Below are 18,537 nucleotides of genomic sequence, written 5' to 3' on the forward strand. Positions count from 1 at the left end.
GCCGGGCGCCCTTAGTTCAGGGCGCGCCAGAGCAGGTAGAGGCCGATCGTCGTGCCGAACACCACGATCACCGTCTTGAGCACCACCGGCGGTAGCCGGCGGACGAGCCGGGCGCCCGCGTACCCCCCAATCAAGGTGGCGGGCGCGACCACCGCGACCGCCGCCCAGTTCAAGGGGCCGAACAGGGCGAACACCACGAGCGTCGTCAACCCCACCACCGCGGAGAGCAGATTCTTGATCGCGCTCACCCGGGCCAGGGTCGCGTCCAGCACCAGGGCCAGCCCGGCCACCAGCATCACCCCGAGCGCCGCACCGAAGTAACCGCCGTACACCGCGCCGAGCCCGACCATCGTCTGCACCGTGACCGTCCGCCGGCGTGGCGACAGGTCCCGGGGGTGACCGACCAGCCGGCGCAGCGGGTCCTGGAAGGCCAGGACCGCTGTCGCGCCGAGGACCAGAAACGGTACGACCAGCTCGAACGCGCGGGCCGGAGTGGCCAGCAGCAGCAACGCCCCGAGAATCGTGCCCACGATGGTGGTGGGCACCAGCGTGGCCAGCGCGCGGGGGCGCGGCAGGTCCTGCCGGCTGCCCGCCACGCTGGCCAGGTACCCGGGGAAGACGGCGACGGAGTTGCTGACGTTCGCCGGCACCGGGGGCAACCCGATCGCGATCATCGCCGGAAAGGTGATCAACGAACCGCCACCGGCCACCGCGTTGACAGTGCCAGCGGCGAGACCGGCGGCGAGCAGCAGCGCGGCGTGGGAGAGATCCATAGCCCCACGAGGCTAGCCGTTGCCCTACGGCACGCATTCGCCGGATCGTCCGTGAGCAGCGCGATCTTGCCCGGGCGGGGCGGCAATACCGGCAGCACGCTCGTCGTTAGGATGAGAGCGCGACGGACGAGTCGACCGGGCGGCCGCGTCGGCGGGCTTCGGCCCGCCGCCGAGGAACGTCCGGACTCCACAGGGCAGGGTGGTTGTTAACGGCAACCCGGGGCGACCCGCGGGACAGTGCCACAGAAAACAGACCGCCGACCCCAACGGGGACGGTAAGGGTGAAACGGTGGGGTAAGAGCCCACCAGCACCCCGGGTGACCGGGGTGGCTCGGTAAACCCCACCCGGAGCAAGGCCAAGCAAGGGCCGTCACCGCAAGATGACGACCCGGCGCAGACGCTTGAGGGCTGCCCGCCCGATGTCTGCGGGTAGGCCGCTGGAGCCTGCCGGCAACGGCAGGCCGAGATGGATGGCCGCCGCCGGCGCAAACCCCTCGGGGTACGCGCCGCGCACAGAATCCGGCGTACAGGTCGACTCGTCCGTCGCCCACCAGCTCAGAGCCGTGATCATGGTTCTGAGCTGGTTCTATCTTCGGGTGTCGATGGTCGTTCATTATCAACATTGGGCGGCGTTTGGCACCCTGACGACGCCCTGGCGCCCTGGAGACGCCCTGAGCGTCGGCTCAGCTGACCTCGTCTCGGGCCGGGGGTCGGTTGTGCTGTCGTGGGCCATCTTCCCGCCGGCGCTCGATGGGTCCGGTGTCGAGCTGGCGGGCTGCGGGGAGGGGCGCGTCTTGGCGGTGGAACCGCTGGAGCGAACCAGCGACTCGGTGGCAAGCTAGTCCGAGGCCGGCCTGGCGCGGTAGGCGGAAGCCCCAACCACGACGGCGGTTCGGCGTGCTGACTTCCGTACCGCTCGCTGACAAGCCAGCCATACAACCCGTCCGTGCCGCCCCAACCGTATGTCCAAGTCTCGCATGATCGCGCCGAGCCGTCCGCTGGTCTCGGTGTCCATGTGCGGGATCGGCCTCCCTGTGGTGCCTGATGCTCGTCCAGTCGTGCAACGCATTGCGAAGGTCCTTGGCGGTGGCAAGTCGAGTCGCAGCTCGACCGGGCCGTCCATGCTGCGATCGTAATGCTGCCGGCATCCGGCGTAAGGGTGGTGGCCCGGCGACTGTCGTGGCTCACCTCCCCGTGCCGTAGGCAGCCGGGGCGGCTTGCCGCCAGCCGGACTTGCCCAGCCCAGCATCGCGCGGAGTGCGGTGCTTTGATCCAGAACAGAAGAAATCGGTAGTAGAACATGACGACCTAAGATCTGTCGGTGTCACACAATGCGTTGCCTGTAAGCAGGCCGTAAGTCTGGACTAATCTGCGGGAGGCTGGAAGTTGCCGTAGATGACACATTTTCTGCTCTAGCGAGTATGTGAAGAGAGGCGGAGATTTACATAGAAGGCTAGTTCACGACTCGTAGGTCCGCGATACCCTCTTTGCCGCGATAGTCAACGTAACGCGCCCCGTGCAAGACCACCAGCAATTGTTCCATTCCATGCAGTGGGCTTAGGTCGACAACTCCTCTCGCGAAAGTGTGCAACTCTAGCCTCCTCAAGCCGGTCATCTTAGATACCCAGGGCAGCGCTCGATTCACATTCTCAGGTGCCCACAGCGCAAGTTCCAAGCGGCGAAGATCCGGGAGTTGTGGCACCAGTGTCAGATCTATATCCTCACGGGACGTTATGCTCAGTGTGGATAGACGAGAGGAATTCCGCAAAAACGTCAAATCAGTGGGCGTCTCGACCGTCAGTCTAAGCTCCATAATTTGTCCGATGCATTTATGCGTAAATGCCATATCTGGCGATTTTACAACAATCTGCAAACGGCGCAGCGCGGGCAGATCGAAGCGCGCTGTGAGCGTCTCAAGGGCAGCGGAAGAAAGGCCAAGCGATTCTAGTCGGGGAAGTCTCCCCAATGCGTCAATGTTCGAAACGTTGCAGTGAGGTAGGTGAACACTGGCTAGGTTCTGATTTAGTCCAAGGGGGCCGACATCAACCACTAGGTCCTCCCTGTAACCGCCAGTAACGGCAAGGAACTTGAGTGATGTCCTTGCGACAGGACTTAAGTCCTGCGAATATGGGACTGATAGCGATATCAGGCTGGGCAATGTCTCAAGGAACGCAAGGTCGACGCTGTCCGTTCGATTTCGATCGCCCACTACTAGTGCCTTTAAATTCTTTAGATGGCGGGCCGCCGGCAAAAGTTCCAAGCTCGTCACCGAGGCGTGTCCATTATGCTCAAGAGGTGAATCGGCGAGGACTTTCCGGGCGAAATCGTCCGGGTCAAAGTACTCCCAAGCCATGAGTAAGCTCGCCACGACTAGGCTCCTAGAGTCCGTCCCGAATCTACTCGCCATAAATGGAATCGCCGCAGCATCTCCTATCAAGGCCAAAGTCCTGATCGTCAAAGCTGCGTCCCGCTCGTCGGTAATCGGTGACTGCATCAAGAGGTCGAGCGAGAGTGCTCCAGCACGGGCGAGCGCTTCCGCAGCTTCACCAGATGCCGGCGGCAGTAGGCCCGCCGTTGCGGCAAGGACACGTTCTTGAATGTCGGGTTCGCACTCGGGCGAGGTCTCCAGACATGCAAGCGCAAGAAGGTGCAGGGCGGTCTGCACCTCGATTCCTTCCGAGTCCCGGCTGCCTCTGTCCAAGATGCCTTCGAGAAGAGTTCGACGAGCAGCGGGTCCAGCGTGGCCAGCCGCCATCACAATGGTCTCCTGCCATTGATCGAGATGGGCGTTGATAACTAGCACTCCAATGTCGTTTTCATTCACAGCTTCTTTTGCGGCGAGGTACTCCTGAAATGTTCGGTGCACGAAATCGGCTCGGTTGTAGACCGGCTCCCGGAGCAAGCCGCTCCGCTCGAGGAGGACCTTGTAGGCGTCCTCGGGGCCAATGTCGGCCCGTGGCATCTTATTTATTCTATTGTGGATTCTTTCGATCGCAGTTTCTCGGGGTGCGTCGGATTGTCCATTCCGTATCAACCAGTACGCAAGGTCTTGAAGAAGCAACGTCTTTTGCGTCCTGCTCAAGGTGTTGATAGCCTTTATTTCACGTTCTTCGTCGCGCCTTTCAAGCAGCATGTGGAGAGCCACCTCATATAGCTCCATACGGCTGCTCGGAAGTTGGCCGCGTCTGTCCTGGTGTAGGGCACAAGTCAGGGCGCACAGAAGTGGGTACCTAGCTAGCTGTCTTAGGTGTCGATTTTGATCAAGCGCCTCGTTAAGGCGACGCTCGTATGCCGAGATTTGGTCTCGTTGAGCATCGGTCCGGGCTTGACCCCGCATCGCTTCATGCCAGCGACGGACAAAAACGGAAATATCATTACGTTCCATAGGGGCGAGCTCCGCGACGGTAAAGTCTTCATCGCCGAGCCACTCAGCGGGGACGGCTCCAGGGCGCGAAGTTACAATGTAACGAGAGCTGGGGAAGGTCGATACTAACTCCGCGATCCAGGATCGAGCTTGACGGCGTCGACCTTCCGGAAGCTCGTCAATCCCGTCTACCAACACAACGGCTTGTCCAGACCGCAAATGGGTCTGAACCCATCCTGCTGGCATTTCGTCGGCGATGTGCCTTCCAACCTCGCGCAAAAATGATTGAGGGGTGGGTAGATCTTCGGCTGCATAACGCCTGAGCGTTACTACAAATGGAACGGTCCCGTTCCAGCTTGCAAGATCCGGCGGAAAACTTCGACGCGCACTGTTCACGGCTATCCACTGCAGCAACGTGGTCTTTCCGATTCCCGCATGGCCTCTGATGAAGATGCGGTCTGAACTCGCGAGTAGGCGCTCAATCCGGAATAGCTCCCCTGCGGCTGCCGTGGCAACTGGAACCTCGCAGTCGCTCATGGGTTCAACCGAATTGATGATATGGCTGCCCACGTTCAGGCTCAGGTAGGCGACGGAAAGCGGGTAACGTTTACTTCCCTCAGATAATGTCGCACCATACAGTTCTATCTGGTCTAGTCGATTTGCGACAAGCTGCCGGTAATCACGTTCGAAATCGACCCCGGCCCTGAGTGTAGGCAAGCGCCGTAGGACCTCTGCAAGCTCATCGAGAATCTGTCGAGACCGTGACAGCAGTTCGGACAATGCGATCATGTTCCCACGCGGCAGCGTTCGAACGACCTCGATTGCGTAAGCGCATGACTCCCTGAGTAGACGGTCATACAGGCGCGACCCTCCATCGGAGAGAAGGGCCTGCGCAGCTCGATCGGGGTCTTTGCTGCGAAGAAATCGGTCTAGGAATCCCGCGTCCAAGTCGCGTCGGAAGAGGTCCTCTTCGCTAAGCGTCGCACTCTCGAACGTCTTGCTTACCGCGAGGGCTGCTGCTTCCCGTTCGTGAGCCGGGACATCTGGGAATTCCGTCTCGATCAGAGATTCGATACTGTCGGAAACAACATCAGCAGTTTCAGTCCAGATCTGACGAAATCTTCGCTGCTGCTTCGAGCTCGGAAGTTGCCCCGCGATGCGATCGATGACGCTATTGCCTAATTCTTTGCCAAACTCGTTATTCCCGGCCCATAGCCCACACGCCGTTTTCGCAATTGCTGTTCCGAGCACATATGCAATTGCCTCCAATGCGGGCATCGATCCTCCTGAGTCTGGGTAACGCTAAATGGTGAGATGTGGATGGTGTGCAGGGCGAGGGCTTGGTCGTGAACGAAATCACAATCGTAAGGCCTGCCGAGTGCGGGCTCAATACCTCGAGGAGTCTCTAACCCCGTCTCATTTGTGACACCAGTGCTGGTCGTTGTGGAGGACGTCGTCTGCATCCTCGGCAGGCTCTTGGCCCTGCCAGGCAACAGGCGCTTTGGCCGAGTTGCCGAGGTCTCGGGGTTAGCACCGGTGGTGTAGGGCTGTCACGCCACGCCGGGAAGCGCCAATAACCTTGCGAGGCGGCCCCGCACGCCGCTCCGCGACTTCATCAGGACCGGCGGTGACCCCCGCCCAAGTCAACTGCGAAAGGGCTGCGCGCTTCCGGATCGGCGGCACCTGACGCCGTGGGCACCTACTCGGCTCGAAGTCGGCGATTCGGAGCCTGACACCCGCTTGCCGTGCTCCCGGTTCGTGGCGCCAACGTAAGGGGCGCTGGCCTTTAGATGTAGAGGTGGAACTTAGACGGCAGCCCTGCTGTGATTCTGTAAGGGTTTGCTCGGCATGCTGGTCTCGTTCCGGTCGTAGCGGGTGTTCTCCACCCCGCCGCTCACGGCCGCTCGGCGATCTGGGCGACGAACGCGGCCCAAGCAGCAGGAGCGAAGGTCAACGCCGGTCCGGTGACGTCCTTCGAGTCGCGGACCGCCACAACACCGGGCAGGTTGCTTGCTACCTCGACGCAGTTCCCGCCGCTCGCGCCGCTGCGGGTGGACTTGCGCCACCGGGCGTTACTGAGGTCCATGATGGCTCTCAACTTCCTTCAGCAGGTCGATGGACTGCCGGCGCGGTAGAGCCTCGTTTCGGACGCTCTCCCACCTTGCCTGAAGCGTAGCTACATCATCGTCCTTGTCGATGACGTCCCCGCCAAGCTGGTTTTCGAGGTGGCCGACCCACACGCCCTCGCTGGACCGAGCCAGCGCGAACGGCCCGGACAGCCCGATGTGCAGGCCGCTGCCGATCGGGATGACGTGGACGTGAACGTGGGGGAGCTCGGCCATCGCGACCAGGTGAGCGACCTGCTGGGCCATGATTCCGCCCAGACCATCACCCGTGCGCCGGATCGCGGCTTCGTCCAGCACGGCGACGAACTGCGGCCGACGCTCTCCGGTCAGGATCGCCTGCCGGCTCATGCGCCCCTGCACGCGCTGCTCAACCTCGTCATCGGTAAGGCTTTCGACTGTTCGCAGGACGGTGCGGGCGTAGTGCTCCACCTGTAGTAGACCGGGAATCAGGTTGGGCTCGAAGTAGCGAAGCTGTGTCGCTTCGCGCTCAGCGTCCAGCCAGGGCAGGAACCACGACGGTGCGCCGAACTTCGTCGCCAGGCGCTCGAAGAGCCCACCGTTGTTGAGCCCTCGATCGGCACCCTTGATGAAGTCGATCGTCAGCGCTCGCGTGCCGCTCTCCACGGCGCTGACGTGTGAGGCGCTGAAGCCCGCAGCGCGGCCGAAGGACTCTTGCGTCATGCCGGAAGCCCCTCGGGCGCGGCGGATCTCGCCAACGATGAACGCCGATAGCGGCCCTGGTACGTCAGCCATACAACGCCCCTCAACTCAAAGATCGACTACCCGAGGTGCCACACGCCTGGAGCCTGTTCTGCCAGCTCCGGCCCGGACACCTGGAACGCCTTCCGAGCGTAATGGTCTCCACAGCAGAGTGTCACCAGGCGGCGCGGCTGGTAGGCCCACGAGATCCGGCGGTCGCGTTCGTAGCGGGGCCGCTCCCGACGGGCGTGCACTCACGGGAGCGGCCCCTTCCCAACGGCACCAAGGGGAGACCGTGCCCGACGACAAACCCGAGACGATCGGGAAGATGAAGGCCGGCGACGTGGTCCACCTGACCACCGCGGCGAGCGTGCAGTTCCTGCACCCGATCTTCGTTCGCGTCATCCGCGAGCTGCCCGAGCGGCACACGTACGACGGGTGGGTCTGGATTGAGGGTTACCAGCTGAACGCGGCGGGCGACGCGGTGGCGCGGCGCGAGTTGTACGTGATGCGCGCGGGCGTGCGTTTGCAAGCCCTGCCCGTCAAACCGACCAGGCCAGCCAAACGCCGACGGCGTCCGGTGCGAGTCGGATGACCGCGCGCCCTCGCCCGCACCTGCCGATGCGCCCGGCGTGGCGGTGCCGCAACTGCGCCGCGCCCTGGCCGTGCGGCCCGGCGCAGCTCGCCCTCGTGACCGAGTTCTACGGTCATTCGATCGCGCTGGCGTTCTACCTGGCCGCGTCGATGCAGGAGGCCATCGACGACGTGTACGGCCTGGGGCTGTGCCCGGACCTGCCCGCGATGCACGCCAGGTTCCTCGGCTGGCTGTCGCTGGCCCGCCGGCCCCACCGACGGTGAGCCCAGCCAAGCAACGAACCGGCCGGGTGGGTTGCCCCACCCGGCCGGTGTCCGGATCCCTGCAAACAGGCTCTAGTGCTTCTTGAACACCGGCATGGTGTCCAGCGTGGTGGTGATGTTCTGCGTGGTGCCGCCCCGGTACGTCTTCCCGGTGAAGATGTCGGTCCAGCTGTTGCCCGGCGGGAACCACACCGACGTCGTGGCGGTGGTGCCGGGCGTCGTCACGGGTGCCACCAGGTAGTCCGGGCCGTAGAGGTACTGCGAACCGGCGGTGGCGTACGCGGCCTGCTCGTTCGGGTACGCCAGGTACATCGAGCGGACGATGGGCGTACCCGTGCGGGTGGCCTCCTTGGCTGCGGCGTAGGTGTACGGCAGCAGCTTCTCCCGCAGGTTCAGGAACTTCTTGGCCGACGCGTTCGCCGCCGGGCCGTACTGCCAGGGCAGCCGGTCGCTGTGGTTGGAGTGCAGCCGGTCGATCGGCTGGAACGTGCCGAACTGCACCCACCGGGCGTACAGGTCGTCGGGCAGCTTGGTGCTGCCCGGTTCGCTGCCCGGCTCCTGGAGGCCGCCGGTGTGCCCGCCGATGTCGTGGCTGACAGCGGCCAGCCCGGTCGCTGCCGACTCGCCCGGCGTGTAGCCGACCTCCATCTGCAGGGTTGACCAGTCGGAGGTGGTGTCGCCGGTGAAGTGCAGCGTGGTGCGCTTGTCGGCCCACGGCCCGGTCGACACCGGGGTCGGGCTGCTGTAGCCGCCGGCCTGCAACGAGCCGTACGCCCGGGAGAACGCGAAGCCGGTCTTGTCGGCGTACTGCTTGTTGATCCACGCGTCGGCGGTCACCCCGGCGAGCGAGGACTTCGTGTTGTCGCAGCACCAGTCCAGCCACCACAGGTCCGGGCCCTTGCTGCCCTTCGGGATCATCCCGTCGTGGAGCTGCATGTACGCGGTGAGCTGGTCCGGGTCGCCGAAGTCGAACGCGTAGCAGTCGGGGCCGCCGTTGCAGCCGACGCGCTGGAGCTTGCCCTTCGCGGTGGCCTGCGCCTGCGCGAACTTCGGGTCCGAACCGAGGATGCTCGGGTGGATGTTGATGCCGGTGTGCAGGCCCTGCTTCCTGGCCCAGTCGAAGAACGCCTTCGGGTCGGGGATGCGGGTGGGGTCGATGCTCCAGCCGTTCCACTTGTCCGGCGCCTTGACGTCGGTGTCGAGGACGAGCACGTCCAGCGGCACGCCTTCGGCCTTGGCCCGGGTCACCAGGTTCTGGAACTCGGTGGCGGTGCGGTCGTAGTACTCGGAGTACCACACCCCGTACGCCCACTTCGGCAGCAGCTTCGTGGGCCCGGTCAGGGTCGACAGGTCCTTGAGAGCGCGGGTGAAGTCCTGCCCATACGCGAAGACGTAGCCGTCCTGTTCGGCGGCGGGCCGGGGCTTGGTGGTGCTCAGGGCCGAGGCCGAGTCGTCGAGCAGGTACCAGCCGTCCTGGTAGAGCAGGCCCGGAGCGGTGAGGGCGGAACCGGTCACGCCGTCCAGGCCCCGGCGGTAGCCGCCGAGCGGCGCGTGCGGGGCGAGCAGCGGGGAGCCCTTGCTCGTGACGGCGACCGTGTCGACGTTGACGTTGCAACTGGCGTCCGTGGGGCACCCCAGCGTCACCGTGTTGGTGCCCTTGTTGAGGTGGACCGGGACGGAAACGGTGTTCCAGTAGTCCCATCCGCTGGTCGGCGGAAGGGTCGCCGTGACCGGCGCCGCCGTTCCCGCGGTGACCGACATGGTGCGCGTCTGGCTCGGCTGGGCGCCGGCCTGGCCGTTGGCGTAGCGGATCTGCACCTGGTAGTCACCGGCGGACGGAACATCAGTCACGGTGAGCGCGTCGGCGGAGCTGGTGTTCTCCAGGCCGGCCAGGAATCCCGTACCGGATGCGCCGTTGTGGTCGTTCGCGGGCCTCGCGCCGCCGGTCAGCGCGCCGGTCTCGGCCTCTGCCAGCGTGCCGAACCGCAGGGGCTGCGGCTGGGGCGGGGTCGGCGCCGGGAACGAATCACCCGGGTTGACCACCGCGAGGCTGTCGACGTTCACGTTGCCGGAGTCGTTCGGACCCCGCACGACGCTGATCTCGTGCCGGCCCGCGGTGAGGTCGACCGGCACGGTGGCCAGGCCCCAGGTGTCCCAGTTCGCGGTGGGCGGCAGCGTCAGCGTGTTGCCGGCGTCGCCGTCGACCTGAACGGTCAGGGTGCGGTCCACGTTCTGGCCGTCGCCGCCGGTGCTGTTGGCGTAGCGGACGGCGAGCTGCTTCGTGCCGCCCTCGGGAGCGTCCAGCGCGAACGTGACCGAGTCGCCGGACGAGGCGAAGCCGGCCGCGAAGCCGCGTCCGGTGAATCCCTTGTGGTCGGTGGCCACGCCGGGGCCGTTCAACTGCAACGACTCGGCCTCGCAGAGCGCGCCGAACGCGCAGGCCGGGGCGGTGTGACCGGCCCACGGCTGGCCCTGCACGACCTGCTTGCCGGCCTTGAGCTGCACTGTGAGGTTGTCGGCGGTGAACGCGCCCGAACCGACCCGGTAACGCAACGTCATCGCGCCGGTGTCGATGGTGAGCCAGCCGTGGTCGACGTGCTTCGTGAAACGCGTACGGGGGAAATCGTCGCGCCCGATGGCGTTGAACGTGGCGGCGTCGGTGAACCTGCCGTCCTTCTGGTACTCGGTGCGGATCAGGGTCGGGGACAGCACCTCGAAACGTGCGTCACCCGAGCGTACGGCTCCGTCTTGCGCCCGGTGGCGGCTGGCCTGGGCCGGCGCGGACGGGGCGAGCGCCAGCCCCGTGATGAGGATGCCGACTGCGGCGGCTGCTGTCGCGCTGCGGCGCTGTGAGTTCCGATAGAGCAAGATGCGCTCCTCGTCTCAAATGGAGGAAATGAGTCGATGACAACGCTGTCACTCACCTGAAACACATGTCAACGGACCGCGGAGGGTGTCCCTTCTCTCTTTCACCAGCGACGAGGAAGGGGTCGGCGAGGATCGCCACTGTGGTCCAGCGGTGCGTCAGTGGGCGAGCTCATCCTCGACGAACGCGGGCCTGGCAAGCGTGATCGCCGGGATGGCCGCCACGAGGGTGACAGCGAGCAGGAACAGCAGCGGCAGGGTCCACCCGCCGCTCACGTCGTGCAGCAGCCCGACGACCAGCGGACCGAGCGCGCCGAGCGCGTACGCGACCCCCTGGGCGAAGCCGCTCAGCGCGACGGTGCCGCCTTGGGTTCGAGTGCGAACGTTGATGAGCACGAGGCAGACCGGGAACAGGATCGATCCCGAGCCGATGAGCAGTACCCAGAGCAGTGTGAGTGTCGCGGGCGCGAGCAGCAGGCCGAGGTAGCCGAACACGAAGCTGGCGACACCGGCGGCGATCAGCCAGCCGACATTGCGCAGCCGCGCGACGAGCAGGGGCGCGATGAATGCGCCGGGCACGCTGATGATCCCGGTGACGGCGAGCAGCACACCGGCCTCGGTCGGCGTCGAGCCGGCGATGTCGCCGAGGATCTCGGGCAGCCACGCGAAAGCCGCGTAGGTGCAGATCGTGCTGGTCGAGAACACGACGGTGATCGACAGGGCCACGCGTGACCGCCACAGTCGCGTGACGAGGGCGGGAGGCGGGGACTCGACGGCGACGGCATCCGAGCGTCGCTGGCGGCGCTCCCGCGCGATGATGACCAGCCACGGAACGAGCGCGACTACCGAGTTCACCGACCAGAGGCCGAGCAGGAACCGCCAGCCGACCTGCTCGGCGACCGGAGCGGCGACCGCGGCGGGCACGGCCGTGCCCACGCCCACGACGCAGACGTAGACGGCGGTCAGCAGCGCCACCCGGTCGGGAAAGTAGCGCCGCACGATCGGCGGCAGCAGCACATTGCCGATTCCCGTACCGGCGAGCGCGACGACACTGCCGCCGAGCAGCACCGCGAAGCCCGGGGCAAACGCGCGCACGAGATGGCCGAGGGTCATGAGCAGTAGCGCGAGCACGAGGCCGCCGTCGAGGCCGAAGCCACGGGCGACGCGCGGCGCGATGAACCCGGATGCCGCCAACAGGATCGGTGGCAGCGTGCCGAGCAGGCCGACGCCGATGTTCGATATCGGGATGTCCACCCGGATGTCGCCGAGGATCGGCGATATCGTCGCAACCGCCTGGCGCAGGGTGAATGCGACGAGCACGATGCCCAGCAGCGCGGCAGTGCGTCCCGCCCACAGCGGAAGGCTGCGCTGCTCGGACACCCCCCGACTCTAGTACTCCATCCCTGGATGTTGACCTTGGCCCAGCCGACACGTCGGGTGGCGAGACGCGCCGTGAAGGCTCCGAGGGTCAGCAGCGGGGGCGGTCGAGTGGCGCGGCGCCAGCGAGGGCTTCAACTGTCGTCGTGGGTGCGACCGACTCCGCCGGGGTAGGCGAGGGCACCGCGCTGGGGGTCGGAGGGACCGAGGGCGAGCTGCTGGGCGTGGGGGAGGCGCTGGCGAGGGTGGCAGTGCTGCGTTGCACCTGCTTGGTGACCATGCGGATGCCGGTGGCGGTCGCCTGGCGTCCGTACACGTCGGTGACCCTGATGCTGTACGGCCCGGGGCCGATCCCGCCCTCGATGGCCCAGTGGTTGTCGCTCTGCCGGGCGGCCTTGCGGAAGCCGCCGCCCGGTCCCTTCGCCTCGACCGAGCGGAGCGGGTTGCCGTGGTTGCCGACCTGCACCGCGAACCAGTATTTCGAGGCACCGCCCTTCATCCGGAAGGTGAGCCCTCCGTCGAGTGGCGGGTTCACCACCGCCCGGTACGACACGGACGCGATGCCCTGCGACCGGTCCGCGATCCTGGTGAACGCCTCGGTGGACAGGTCGATCTTGCTGGGTCCGCAGCCGCCGCACTGGTCCATGACCATGACCCGGACCTTGCCCTTCGGGCCGCTCACCTCCAGGTAACTGCCGCAGGCAGCCGATCCGGAGTACTGGGATGCGCCGAGGGCCACGTAGAGCCGGTCCGCCGGCGGACCCGGGAAGGAACAGTTGCCGCCCGAGCGGCCCGCGTCGTAGAAGCTGGCAGTTCCCTTGTGGATGGCGTTGCCCGTCGGTGGCGCGGCACAGGCCGGGGTGGCGCCGCCGCGGACCGCGAGGGTGATGCCCAGGACGGCGGCCAGGGCGGTGACCCCCGCGCCGGCCAACCAGTGTCTGACCCGCCGACTCGACCGGGGCGTGCCGTCGTCGCCGGCCGGGATGTCGTTGTCGGGGGCCGTGCCTGGTGCCGTCACGGCGCCTGATGTTGCCGCAAGGCGCTGTGGCAGCGCAAAGCCGTCCCACCGATCGTCACTCGCCGGATCGGCGGGGGCGCAATCCGTTGAGGGCGGTGGCGACGACGAGGTCGGCGTACTCGGCGGTGAGCGGCCCGCTGCGCTGCAGCCAGCGGTTGAGCACCGGCCCCCAGATCATGTCCACCGCCACGGTGAGGTCGACGTCGTCGGCGATCTGGCCGGCCTGCTGGGCGCTGCGCAGGCGCTGCCGCTTGGCCTCCTTCAACGGCCCGTCGAGCCGTTCGGCGTACGCCGCGGCCAGCTCGGGGTCGAGCGCGATCTCGGTGGCCAGCGCGCGCATCGGTTGCTCGTACCGGGGGTCGTTCATCTCCTCGACCGTCGCCCGCAGCACCACTGTCAGGTCCGCCGCCAGGTCGCCGGTGTCCGGCAGCGTCGGCGGCCCGCCCTCGGTGGCCTCGCTGAGCATGAGGAAGGCGTCGAAGATGACAGCGCCCTTCGACGGCCACCAGCGGTAGATGGTCTGTTTGCCGACGCCGGCCCGCGCGGCGATGCCCTCGATGCTGAGCTTCGCGTACGCCGTTTCCTGGAGCAGGTCGAAGGCCGCGGTGAGGATGGCGCGTCGGGAGGTCTCTCTCCGGCGGGCCGTGTTGGGCGTCATGGGGGGAACGATACCAGCGGACGAGACGAACCGTCTCGTCTTGACGACGGGGATGTCGCGGGCCTAGTCTCGGCACATCGCGAGACGGACCGTCTCGTCTTGAAACGTTGGGAGAACACATGCGTACCTGGTTCATCACCGGTGCCAGCCGCGGCCTGGGCCGCGCCTTCGCCGACGCCGCACTCGACCGGGGCGACCGGGTGGTCGCCGCCGCCCGGACCATCGCCCAGGCCGACTTCGACGAGAAGTACGCCGACCGGCTGCTGGCCCTGACCCTCGACGTGACCGACCGCGCGGCGGTCATCGCCGCCGTGAACACCGCCGTCGCGCACTTCGGCCGGCTCGACATCGTCGTCAACAACGCCGGAACCCTGTCCATGGGCATGATCGAAGAGTTCACCGAGGCCGAGGCGCGCGCTCAGTTCGAGGTCAACCTGTTCGGCGCGCTCTGGGTCGGTCAGGCAGTGCTGCCGCACCTGCGCGCCCAACGGTCCGGCCACATCGTGCAGGTCTCCAGCATCGCCGCGCTCGGCGGCTTCCCGAGCACCGGCCTGTACAGCGCGAGCAAGTTCGCCCTGGAGGGCATGAGCGAGGCCCTGGCGATGGAGGCGGCGGCCTTCGGCATCAAGCTCAGCATCGTGCAGCCGGGCGGATACTGGACCGACCTCTACACCAGCGTGCGCGCCACCACCCCGATGGACGCCTACGCGCCACTGCGCGCCGAGCTGGAGCGGCAGTGGGCGGAAGGCTCGATCGACAGCGAACCGCGGCTGGCCGCCGAGGCGCTGCTGCAACTGGTCGACAGCGACGAGCCGCCGCTGCGGCTGCTGCTCGGCAGCATGGTGTACGACCTGGCGTTCGACATCGCCCGTCGCCGGATGGACACCTGGGCGAGTTGGGAGCAGGTCAGCCGCGCCGCCGAACACGCCGTCGCGGCCCCCGGAGCTGACGGATGAGAGGGCTGCTCGTATCGCCACGAGCAACCGGTGCGGCGTTCTAGGCTCCGAGATATGGCGGCGGCGTGCCCATCCTTGGCACATAAGTCCGGGCAGAGCCTTTCACCCATGATTTCTCCTCGCGAGGCGCAAACCTAGACGGAGAGGAAACACGCATGGCTGTCAAAACCAAGACTCGTCCCGGCACCACGGAGATTCGGCCGTTCTCGGTCGACATTCCTCAGGCCGACCTTGATGACCTGAAGAGGCGCATCAAAGCCACCCGCTGGCCGGACAAGGAAACTGTGGACGACCAGTCGCAGGGCGTGCCACTCGCGACCATTCAGGCCGTCGCCCGCTATTGGGAGAAAGAGTACGACTGGCGCAAGGTCGAGGCGCGGCTGAACGCCGTACCGCAGTTCATGACCACCATCGACGGGGTGGACATCCACTTCATCCACGTGCGCTCGAAGCACGAGGACGCGCTGCCGCTCATCGTCACCCACGGGTGGCCGGGCTCGGTGATCGAGCAGATGAAGATCATCGAGCCGCTCACCGACCCGACGGCGCACGGCGGGAGCGAGTCGGACGCCTTCCACCTGGTGATTCCGTCGCTTCCCGGCCACGGCTTCTCCGGCAAGCCGACCGAGTCGGGGTGGAACCCGCAGAAGATCGCGACCGCCTGGACCGAGCTGATGAAGCGGCTCGGCTACAACCGGTTCGTCGCGCAGGGCGGCGACTGGGGCGCGGTCATCGTCGACCAGATGGGCATTCAGGCGCCTCCGGAACTGCTCGGCATCCACACCAATATGCCCGGTGCGATCCCGCCGGAGATCGACCTGCTGTTCCAGGGCGACACCACCGGCGCGAACAACGCCATGGGCTCGCTGCCATCCGGGCTCTCCGACGACGAAATGCGTGCCGCCGAGGAAGCCAACTACGTCTGGAAACATGTCGCGTACGCCCTCATGATGGCGACACGTCCGCAGACGCTGACCGGGCTGGCGGATTCTCCGGTTGGCCTGGCGTCCTTCCTGCTCGACCACGACGCGAAGAGTCTGGCCCTGATCGCGCAGGTCTTCGATGGGGCCCAAGCGGGCCTCACCCGCGATGACATCCTGGATAACATCTCGCTTTACTGGCTGACGAACACCGCAATCTCCGCGTCCCGTCTGTACGCGGAGAACAAGCTGTCGTTCTTCGCCGCCAAGGGCGTGAACGTCCCGGTCGCCGTGAGCGTCTTCCCCGACGAGCTGTACGAGGCGCCGCAGAGCTGGGCCGAGCAGGCGTACTCCAACCTCATCTACTACAACAAGCTCGACGTGGGCGGGCACTTCGCGGCCTGGGAACAGCCGAAGATCTTCTCCGAAGAGCTTCGCACCGCCTTCCGGTCACTGCGCTAGATGGCCGTGCACGTGCCCCCGCTCAACGGGGCCGCCGAGTGGCTCAATTCCGAGCCACTCGGCCTCGCCGACCTGGGTGGGCGCGTCGTCCTGATCAACTTCTGGACGCTGACCTGCATCAACTGGTTGCGCCAGGAGCCGTACGTGCGTGCCTGGTCGCAGGCCTACCGCGATGACGGGCTGGTCGTCGTCGGGGTGCACACCCCGGAGTTCGGATTCGAGCACGACGTGGACTGGGTGCGGCGGGCGGTGGCGGCCCGATCGATCGACTACCCGGTGGCTGTCGACAACGACTACGCGATCTGGAGTGCGTTCGACAACCACTACTGGCCGGCGCTCTACTTCGTCGACACCGACGGCGTCATCCGCGACGAGCACTTCGGCGAGGGACGCTACGAAGAGTCCGAACGGGTGCTCCAGCAACTGCTCGGCATCGAGCGGAAACCCGTACCCGTCAAGGGTCTCGGCCCGGAGGCGGACGCCGACTGGGCCAACCTGCGCACGCCCGAGACGTACCTCGGTTTCGGTCGCGGCGAACACTTCGCGTCGCCGAATGGCCCGGCACTCGACGAACGCCGCGCCTACCAGGTGCCGGAGAGCCTCGGCCTCAACCAGTGGGCGCTGGCGGGGGAGTGGACGATCGGGTCGGACAACGTCGTGCTGGACCGGGCCCGCGGCGGCATCGCCTTCCGGTTCCACGCTCGCGACGCGCATCTCGTGCTGGCCCCCGGGGCGGGAGCGTCGATCCCGTTCCGCGTGCTGCTCGACGGCGACGCCCCCGGCCCGTCACACGGCGTCGACGTCGACGAGAACGGCAACGGCGTACTCCAGGACGGCAGGCTCTACCAGCTCGTCCGCCAGGACGGCGCGGTCCGGGAGCGGACCCTGGAGATCACGTTCGGCGAGCCCGGCGCCGAGGCGTACGCCTTCACCTTCGGCTGACGTGCAGATCGACAGTGTTCACAGTGCCGCAGACCGGTGAGAAGCTGCGTATTTCAGCGCCGGGACGTAGACGGCTGTCGGTCGCGTACCGGTCGGCGAGCGCCTTCTCCGCGGCCTCGTCGCCGTCGTCGGCTTCGAGCAGCAGGGCGGCGATCTCGTCGGCGAGCGTGAGGTCGGCGCTGGCGAGGTCGTCGGTCATCGCGCCGAAGCTGTCCCACAGCAGCAACTCGTCCTTCTGCCGGTGGGCCAGTTCCTGGAGGACGTAGGTGTAGATGAACCAGGCACCTCGGATCGGCAGCTCCGGGCTCACGCCGTACACCTCGGGGTCGATCGTCCCGGCCCGGTACGCCGACCACACCCGCGCCGCCGAGTCGAAGAGGCCGGCCGTCGGGTCGATGTCGTAGCCGTCGAACCGCCAGTCGCCGGCCGGGTCGAGTTCCGGGTCGGCCCAGACCCAGCGTTCGCCGTTCCAGTACTCCAGCAGCACGTGATCGTGGTGCCAACCGGGGGTGAAGTACGAGGCGAAGCCGACCCGGCTGCGGCTGGGAATGCCGTGCTGACGGAGGATCGCAACCGATAGCAGTGTGTGGTCCCGGCAGCAGCCGGCCACCCGGTCCACCGCCGAGCGCTCAGCGGTGAGCGGCAGGGGAAAGCGGGACTGGTCGGTGTCGAGGATGCGGTCCACCCAGCGGAGGTTCACCTCGTCCAGCCGGTCGACGGGCAGGTCAACGCCGCCGGCCCGGTAGTGGACGATCACGTTGCGGGCGATCGCCGCCACTGTGGAGACGTCGGACGCCACGGCGTCGAGGAGCCCGCCGCGCCGACCAGGGTCGCTGTAGGGGGAGTGTTCCCGGTAGTCATCGAGGTCTATGCGGCCAGTCTCCGGCCCGCCACCGTGTCAGGGTCAAGGCGCTTCTCCGGATAGTGTCGACTGCTGTGACGACGCCCGAGATCACCATCGCCACCCCGGCGGACCGCGACGCGGTGGTCAATACGCTGGTCGCCGCGTTCGTGAAGGATCCGATCCTGCGGTGCCTCTTCCCCGACGAGGAAACCTATCCGCGGTACGCCGCCGTCTTCTTCGGGCACCTCTTCGACAAGCGGGTGCACCAGTCGTCGATCTGGACGCTCGGTGGGGGCGCGTCGGTCGCCATCTGGGAGCCACCGGCGGGGTCGCCGACCGGGTCACCGAAGGCCGGGCTCGCCGCGCACTACCCCGCCGACGTGCTGGCCCGCGTCCAGAGCTACGACGACGCCGTGCACGCCGCCCTGCCGACGTTCCCGTTCTGGTACCTCGGCGTCCTGGGCACCCACCCCGACAGCGCCGGACGCGGTTGGGGCCGTGCCGTCATGCGGGCCGGGCTGGACCGCGCCGCCGCCGACGGCCTGCCGGCGATCCTGGAGACCAGCAACCCGGTCAACGTCGAGCTGTACCGCCGGGCCGGCTGGGAGGTGGCGGGCTTCCTGCCGGAGCCCGTGCCCACCTGGATCATGCAGCAGCCGCCGCGCTGAACACGCT

Annotated in this window: 15 protein-coding genes and 1 other RNA gene; 7 read left to right on the forward strand and 9 right to left on the reverse strand. The window is 66.7% G+C overall.

The window, feature by feature from the left end:
* Positions 1-11: 11 nt before the first annotated feature.
* Positions 12-773, reverse strand: a complete 762-nt coding sequence (locus tag OG598_RS01465) for a sulfite exporter TauE/SafE family protein (protein WP_328652706.1) — start codon at positions 771-773, stop codon at positions 12-14.
* Between the two features lie 127 nt (positions 774-900).
* On the opposite strand from OG598_RS01465, the gene rnpB reads away from it, so the two are divergent.
* Positions 901-1,316: RNase P RNA component class A (gene rnpB, locus OG598_RS01470), an RNA gene on the forward strand.
* A gap of 910 nt (positions 1,317-2,226) precedes the next feature.
* Here the strand turns inward: rnpB and OG598_RS01475 are convergent.
* The 3 genes from OG598_RS01475 to OG598_RS01485 form a co-directional block, all read right to left on the reverse strand.
* Positions 2,227-5,415: an NACHT domain-containing protein gene (locus OG598_RS01475; protein WP_328652707.1), complete on the reverse strand. Its 3,189-nt coding sequence runs from the start codon at positions 5,413-5,415 to the stop codon at positions 2,227-2,229.
* Positions 5,416-6,031: 616 nt separating this feature from the next.
* A complete protein-coding gene (locus OG598_RS01480; protein ID WP_328652708.1) occupies positions 6,032-6,223 on the reverse strand; it encodes a DUF397 domain-containing protein in 192 nt (63 codons plus the stop codon).
* Complete coding sequence (locus tag OG598_RS01485) at positions 6,210-7,016, reverse strand: helix-turn-helix domain-containing protein (protein WP_151496849.1); 807 nt, start codon at positions 7,014-7,016, stop codon at positions 6,210-6,212. Before OG598_RS01485 ends, OG598_RS01480 begins: the two co-directional genes overlap by 14 nt.
* A gap of 274 nt (positions 7,017-7,290) precedes the next feature.
* Between OG598_RS01485 and OG598_RS01490 the strand changes: the two genes are divergently transcribed.
* Positions 7,291-7,557, forward strand: a complete 267-nt coding sequence (locus OG598_RS01490; RefSeq protein WP_328655240.1) for a hypothetical protein — start codon at positions 7,291-7,293, stop codon at positions 7,555-7,557.
* Positions 7,554-7,820, forward strand: coding sequence for a hypothetical protein (locus OG598_RS01495; protein WP_328652709.1), 267 nt, complete (start codon positions 7,554-7,556; stop codon positions 7,818-7,820). Before OG598_RS01490 ends, OG598_RS01495 begins: the two co-directional genes overlap by 4 nt.
* 72 nt (positions 7,821-7,892) lie before the next feature.
* On the opposite strand, the gene OG598_RS01500 is transcribed toward OG598_RS01495, so the two are convergent.
* The 4 genes from OG598_RS01500 to OG598_RS01515 form a co-directional block, all read right to left on the reverse strand.
* Positions 7,893-10,688: a TIM-barrel domain-containing protein gene (locus OG598_RS01500; protein WP_328652710.1), complete on the reverse strand. Its 2,796-nt coding sequence runs from the start codon at positions 10,686-10,688 to the stop codon at positions 7,893-7,895.
* A 156-nt stretch (positions 10,689-10,844) separates the two neighbouring features.
* Complete coding sequence (locus OG598_RS01505; RefSeq protein WP_328652711.1) at positions 10,845-12,065, reverse strand: MFS transporter; 1,221 nt, start codon at positions 12,063-12,065, stop codon at positions 10,845-10,847.
* Positions 12,066-12,153: 88 nt separating this feature from the next.
* Positions 12,154-13,080 carry an expansin EXLX1 family cellulose-binding protein gene (locus OG598_RS01510; protein WP_328652712.1) on the reverse strand — a complete coding sequence of 309 codons (927 nt, stop codon included), beginning with the start codon at positions 13,078-13,080 and terminating at the stop codon, positions 12,154-12,156.
* A gap of 55 nt (positions 13,081-13,135) precedes the next feature.
* Positions 13,136-13,738 carry a TetR/AcrR family transcriptional regulator gene (locus OG598_RS01515; RefSeq protein ID WP_328652713.1) on the reverse strand — a complete coding sequence of 201 codons (603 nt, stop codon included), beginning with the start codon at positions 13,736-13,738 and terminating at the stop codon, positions 13,136-13,138.
* Positions 13,739-13,857: 119 nt separating this feature from the next.
* On the opposite strand from OG598_RS01515, the gene OG598_RS01520 reads away from it, so the two are divergent.
* The 3 genes from OG598_RS01520 (at position 13,858) to OG598_RS01530 (ending at position 17,018) form a co-directional block, all read left to right on the forward strand.
* Complete coding sequence (locus tag OG598_RS01520) at positions 13,858-14,694, forward strand: SDR family oxidoreductase (RefSeq protein ID WP_328652714.1); 837 nt, start codon at positions 13,858-13,860, stop codon at positions 14,692-14,694.
* A gap of 155 nt (positions 14,695-14,849) precedes the next feature.
* Positions 14,850-16,076 (forward strand): epoxide hydrolase family protein, encoded by a 1,227-nt coding sequence (locus OG598_RS01525; protein ID WP_112699541.1) that lies wholly within the window; start codon positions 14,850-14,852, stop codon positions 16,074-16,076.
* A complete protein-coding gene (locus tag OG598_RS01530) occupies positions 16,077-17,018 on the forward strand; it encodes a redoxin family protein (RefSeq protein ID WP_328652715.1) in 942 nt (313 codons plus the stop codon). It begins immediately after the preceding gene.
* On the opposite strand, the gene OG598_RS01535 is transcribed toward OG598_RS01530, so the two are convergent.
* Positions 17,005-17,817, reverse strand: coding sequence for a transglutaminase domain-containing protein (locus OG598_RS01535; protein WP_328652716.1), 813 nt, complete (start codon positions 17,815-17,817; stop codon positions 17,005-17,007). The two genes, OG598_RS01530 and OG598_RS01535, sit on opposite strands and share 14 nt — an antisense overlap.
* A 137-nt stretch (positions 17,818-17,954) precedes the next feature.
* Here OG598_RS01535 and OG598_RS01540 point away from each other — a divergent pair, with 137 nt between their 5' ends.
* Positions 17,955-18,530: a GNAT family N-acetyltransferase gene (locus OG598_RS01540; protein ID WP_328652717.1), complete on the forward strand. Its 576-nt coding sequence runs from the start codon at positions 17,955-17,957 to the stop codon at positions 18,528-18,530.
* Positions 18,531-18,537 lie beyond the last annotated feature (7 nt).

It is taken from the genome of Micromonospora sp. NBC_00330 (assembly GCF_036136635.1).
Taxonomy (GTDB): Bacteria; Actinomycetota; Actinomycetes; order Mycobacteriales; family Micromonosporaceae; genus Micromonospora; species Micromonospora salmantinae.

Excerpts from the sequence above, each read along its gene's own strand:
- OG598_RS01490 (WP_328655240.1), top strand. The coding sequence starts at position 7,291 with ATGAAGGCCGGCGACGTGGTCCACCTGACCACCGCGGCGAGCGTGCAG.
- OG598_RS01530 (WP_328652715.1), top strand. The coding sequence starts at position 16,077 with ATGGCCGTGCACGTGCCCCCGCTCAACGGGGCCGCCGAGTGGCTCAAT.
- OG598_RS01525 (WP_112699541.1), top strand. The coding sequence starts at position 14,850 with ATGGCTGTCAAAACCAAGACTCGTCCCGGCACCACGGAGATTCGGCCG.
- OG598_RS01475 (WP_328652707.1), bottom strand. The coding sequence starts at position 5,415 with ATGCCCGCATTGGAGGCAATTGCATATGTGCTCGGAACAGCAATTGCG.
- OG598_RS01480 (WP_328652708.1), bottom strand. The coding sequence starts at position 6,223 with ATGGACCTCAGTAACGCCCGGTGGCGCAAGTCCACCCGCAGCGGCGCG.
- OG598_RS01495 (WP_328652709.1), top strand. The coding sequence starts at position 7,554 with ATGACCGCGCGCCCTCGCCCGCACCTGCCGATGCGCCCGGCGTGGCGG.
- OG598_RS01520 (WP_328652714.1), top strand. The coding sequence starts at position 13,858 with ATGCGTACCTGGTTCATCACCGGTGCCAGCCGCGGCCTGGGCCGCGCC.
- OG598_RS01485 (WP_151496849.1), bottom strand. The coding sequence starts at position 7,016 with ATGGCTGACGTACCAGGGCCGCTATCGGCGTTCATCGTTGGCGAGATC.
- OG598_RS01515 (WP_328652713.1), bottom strand. The coding sequence starts at position 13,738 with ATGACGCCCAACACGGCCCGCCGGAGAGAGACCTCCCGACGCGCCATC.
- OG598_RS01465 (WP_328652706.1), bottom strand. The coding sequence starts at position 773 with ATGGATCTCTCCCACGCCGCGCTGCTGCTCGCCGCCGGTCTCGCCGCT.